This is a genomic window from Colwellia sp., assembly GCF_013215345.1.
Classification (GTDB): Bacteria; Pseudomonadota; Gammaproteobacteria; order Enterobacterales; family Alteromonadaceae; genus Colwellia.
In genome coordinates, this window is the sequence record NZ_JABSOV010000198.1 from 1 (window position 1) to 4593 (window position 4593).

The 4593-nt window shown below is 37.6% G+C and carries 3 protein-coding genes and 1 pseudogene; all 4 read right to left on the minus strand.

The genetic code is table 11. The annotated features are described in order from the left end of the window. A pseudogene (locus HRT50_RS17910) lies at positions 1–1636 on the minus strand (rRNA (guanine-N1)-methyltransferase); the annotation flags it as partial. 60 nt (positions 1637–1696) lie between these two features. Next, positions 1697–2221: a PilX N-terminal domain-containing pilus assembly protein gene (locus tag HRT50_RS17915; RefSeq protein WP_291617027.1), complete on the minus strand. Its 525-nt coding sequence runs from the start codon at positions 2219–2221 to the stop codon at positions 1697–1699. Continuing rightward, on the minus strand, positions 2215–3249 hold the full coding sequence (locus HRT50_RS17920; RefSeq protein WP_291617030.1) for a PilW family protein: 1035 nt from the start codon (positions 3247–3249) through the stop codon (positions 2215–2217). Before HRT50_RS17920 ends, HRT50_RS17915 begins: the two co-directional genes overlap by 7 nt. Positions 3250–3291: 42 nt before the next feature. Further along, positions 3292–3858 (minus strand): type IV pilus modification protein PilV, encoded by a 567-nt coding sequence (pilV, locus tag HRT50_RS17925; protein WP_291617032.1) that lies wholly within the window; start codon positions 3856–3858, stop codon positions 3292–3294. Between the last annotated feature and the right edge of the window lie 735 nt (positions 3859–4593).

Consider the following 4593-nt stretch of genomic DNA (forward strand, 5'->3'; position numbering starts at 1 on the left):
ATTTCTTTAAGTTGCCTTGCCAACGGGGACCATTTCGAGGGTCAAACATTGCGTAATAGACAGAATTTAAAGTTTCAGTTCTATCAAAGTTATTTGCGGCTACAGAAGCTGAGGTTAAACTATCGTTAGCTGGTGCTAAATTGCGTAAAGTACTTTGCAACGCGCTGGTTAACTGTAATTCATTATTAGCAGAAAAATACTCTCCGCCACCGCGTTTTGCTGTCTCAATTAATAAGCCAGCGGCATCATCAGCACCATCACTAAAACCAATGGTATGAGTTGATACAGTTTGCACACCATCAATATTTAAGTTTACATCGTAATTATTCATCCAACCGGCTATGGCAGGTAAGTAACTTGCCTTACTTAAATTTTCATCATTATAACTAGAGTTATCAAAATGTTCGTGGCTACCTGTAAAGGTAATAGTTTTTAATACACTAGCTCCATTTTCATCGATACCATCAGGAATTTTAGATGTTAATGCCGTGATTTTACTATCAGCTTGAGTATCATATGTTGGTTCACCATCGGTGATTAATATGATGTAGGCTTTATCAGTACATTCATCAAATGGAGTGATATATTCATTATCACTATTAATTATTGTAGAGTCAGCTATGGGTCTAGCTGAGTTCCTAGCATCATCGCCATATACTACCGCTTTACCAGAAAAGTACTGTTGTGCTTCATAGGTTGCTTCACACAAAGGAGTCCAGGTATACGCGGTAAGATCATTATCAATAATATCAATAAGAGTCACCTGATGAGATGCTGTCATTTCATTTATACCATAAACAACGCGACCACCATTATTTGGTGAACTATTCCATCTATTATAGTTGAATATTTCTAGACCAAACTCTATCCCGTCAGTTGTTTCAATAACGTTTGTGATACTTCTTATTGCTGTTTCTAAACGACTTTCCGTAATTTTGTTTTTAAGTGCACTATGATACCAGCGAAGATAATTTGCGGTATATAAGGTCACCAAAGGGCCAGACCAAGCAATTGCTGATTTACTTTCATCCATTGTATGGTAAACAGGATCTTTCCTTGTACCTAAATCATCGGCAGGGTAGCCAAGCGGTAAACCATCTATATTTTTTTCGCTACCGATATTGTCCGCTGTTTTGACATCGCCTTCACAATCAAGAACGTCAATGTTCAAACCATTATTATCTGGTATTTCTTCCCAAGTACCACTATTGCCTTTAATAGTATATTCACGAATATGTCCGGTATAAAAACCTTTTGTTTTTAAAGCTTCTTTAGAGCTTTCACAACTATTAATCGCGGCTAAAAAACGACGTCCGTCACTAGGGCTATCAGGTATAGTTGAAGTACCATCAACAGTACCTTTATTAAAATAGGTAGCATCATCATCATAGGCATGAGATGCCCCATCAGGGGGATAATAATCAGGCTCAGTTTGACCATCTCTGAGATAAGGTTCATCAACACTATGTAAAGTTCCCATGCTGCCAGAATTATCAAAAATAATAAGCACTTTGGTTTTTTGTGCTGACTGTCTAACTACGTCGCTAATATATAACTCAATATCTTCAGCAAGTGGCAAAGATGTAGTCACGAGTGCTGATATAGTCAGTAAACTTAACGTAATGAACCTTTTCATAATAAAACCCCAATAGAAACATGACTAGCCAATTCATAATTTATTAAAAATACGCTGGTTTTATTTCAATAAATGCTGGGCTATGCCTGAATTCACTTCCACCGTACTCGTTTTATTACGGCCATAACTTCTGCTTATTTGTATGCGTAATACGTTACAAGTAAACACCTGCGCTGATGAAGCAGATCTAGAATGGGGGCAATCTGCTTCAAGCTTAAATTCGTTGCTGGCAAGATCGAGCGATGCAGCATTAATATCACCATATTTGTTCGCATTAGTTAGCTCAGCTATGACATTTTTAGCTCCATCTTTAAAGGTTGCTATCGGCTTAGCAAAAGCATTATTACCAGAGCCACTGGTAACTTGTTTGAAGATAAACTCATCAACAGCACTAACGACTTCTTGGTCCGCAACCATTTTTTCTTCACTCGCACCAGACATTTTCATGTCTGTTGTAGTATTTTGCATTAATGCCGCAGCAACAGCAGTTAACGCAATTAAAAAAACTAGAGAAACGACTAATACTACACCTCGCTGTTTACTTTGTTTCACGGCCTTACTCATTTTATAAATACGACTTACCATAAATCGACCCTCGCATTATACAATGTCACTGTTGAGCTAAATAATAGGCGACGGTAATTATCGTTAAAAGTCACCGTCAAATCGCCTAACTGGTAGGTATTATTATTGGTATATTTGTTATCTTCAGCTATATTCCGTGCCAAAACAAAGATTTTAATAGCTATAATTTTAGTGCCTCCGGCATCATTCCATAACGCTTCTGTCATATCACTTGCCGGAATATAAGCATCCACAACGCCATAACCATCGGTATCGGGATCAGTATCAGCATCATAACCATACATAAAATGAATCATTTCAATACCATCTATAATGGGTGCAAAAGACATTCTTGTTGTCAATTGCCCTTGCATTAACACTGGTACAGTATTGCTACCTTGAGCTTCCTCTCGAACATAATATACATGATGCTGATATTGCCAAACTCGACCATTTTCAACTGCAGGCACGGCCCCACTGCCAAATAAAATCCCATCATTAGCGTTAGTAACCAAATGGTAATTTCCTGCATCTGCGCTTGCGATAGGAATTTGATTACCTTCAACATCTAGAATGGCACTGCCATCTGCCGCTCTTTGAATTAAGTCGCCTGCTAAAACTCTTTTCACTTGGATAACATCTGAACCAATTTTCGCGTCATTAAAGCAGCCCATAGGATTTGAACTGTCAACTATATCGCCCCAGATAGTACGAAAATGTCCTACCGCCACAGGAAATGATGCATTATTAACTCCTGCTCCAGCGCAATCATTTCCAGGTGCGACAAGCGTATGGCTTATAGTGGAAATATCAAAAACTCCGGTATAGTCTCCCCAGAAGTCTTGCTTTGAAATGTCATCCGTTAGCACGCTGATGGCAAAGCGACCATTTTCTTGTAATTCTCCATAACTCGAAGTTTCAGCGGTAGTCGTGCGCATGCCAATAAAAACACTTAACACACCAGACAAAATAACCAAGCCAATAGCCAAAGCGACAAAAACTTCTACTAAGCTAAAACCTTGCTGATATTTAAGATTATCTTGCTTCATATGTTGATTAATCTCTCATTCTTATAGCAGAAGAAAAAAGTACTAGAAGACAAATGCTTCAACCAATACTTGTCTACGTTTACTGCCCGTAGCGCCACAATTCTCAGTACTACCATTAACTAATTCGGATCTTCCCTGCCAAGTGATCACAACCGTTACGGCATTATTATCAACACTTACACAAGCTCGCCCATCAACCAAGCCGCCGGTATGATTAGTGCCACTTTTAACATCTGCCCCCATTAAAGCCATCTCCCACTCGTATTGATCATTGAGTGTCAATTCTGTCGTTGTGCATAAACTAGTACTTGTTTTACAACGTTTAGTCGGCACAGTATTTAAAACGTCCCCGTAATCTGTTCCTACATAATTAGCCAAAGCAGTGGCATCGTTACTGCGCATACGTTCAACGATATCTTGGGCTAAGCTAGAAGCTAATGAACGTTGCATGGCATCAAAGCTACCTTTTTTAGCGATTGCTTGCATAGCAACAGCACCTAAGATACCCGTAACCATAATAACCAAAGCAATTAGCACTTCGATAAAAGTCATGCCATTTTGAAGCTGAGTATGTTTGATAAAAGAAAAGCGACCTCTAATGTTTATCATTTGATAAGTTCCTCAAAAGCAATAAAAAACTATTATTTGTAAACAAAGCGCAAGCAGGCGCCACTATTTTCACTTTTAAAATATTGTTTAAGACACAAGAGAAAAGCACTGAGATAGTAAGTGAATATTTGAACCGTACGGAGTTTATATTTACTGGAAGGTGTACAAAAAATAGTGTTATATGGACGAAGCAGTTGCGCACCGGTCAAAATAACATCAACGTCAGCATACCTAGTAGTTTTCGATGCAAAGACGCGCAATACGGATAGAGTAAGAAAAACTATGAACTGTAATAAAAACATCATCATCCCTCCTATATTATCAGCTAGAGTCATAATATTTACGGTGGTTAAATTAGTCGAGAACCACGTATAAATCACTATATAATTAATATTTTCAATAAGTTATATGAATAGTAAGTATTTAAAAATATACAAATGCAAATGAAATTGAAATTGACTTAGATACAACTGAGTATGGGTAAATTTTTCTGTTTAAGCAAAACGAAAAAGGGAAACGAGGGTTATGAAACGGAATTGAAATGAGATAGGCAAAGTAAATTTGAACAGTAACAATCATCTAGCTGCTGTTAGTTCTCTCTAAATAATACTTAGGCAGAGGAATAGCAGCCAGTATACTGACTAGTCTTTTACTTTATTGCCGTTTGACTTTATTTAGCCACGTAAATAATTAACTAAGGTGCCGAATTTTGTTGAATTACTTTCAATTAACCAA

What these genes read in the sequence shown, in the direction of transcription:
- HRT50_RS17915 (WP_291617027.1), bottom strand. Translation starts at nt 2,221, where the DNA reads ATGGTAAGTCGTATTTATAAAATGAGTAAGGCCGTGAAACAAAGTAAA.
- pilV (WP_291617032.1), bottom strand. Translation starts at nt 3,858, where the DNA reads ATGATAAACATTAGAGGTCGCTTTTCTTTTATCAAACATACTCAGCTT.
- HRT50_RS17920 (WP_291617030.1), bottom strand. Translation starts at nt 3,249, where the DNA reads ATGAAGCAAGATAATCTTAAATATCAGCAAGGTTTTAGCTTAGTAGAA.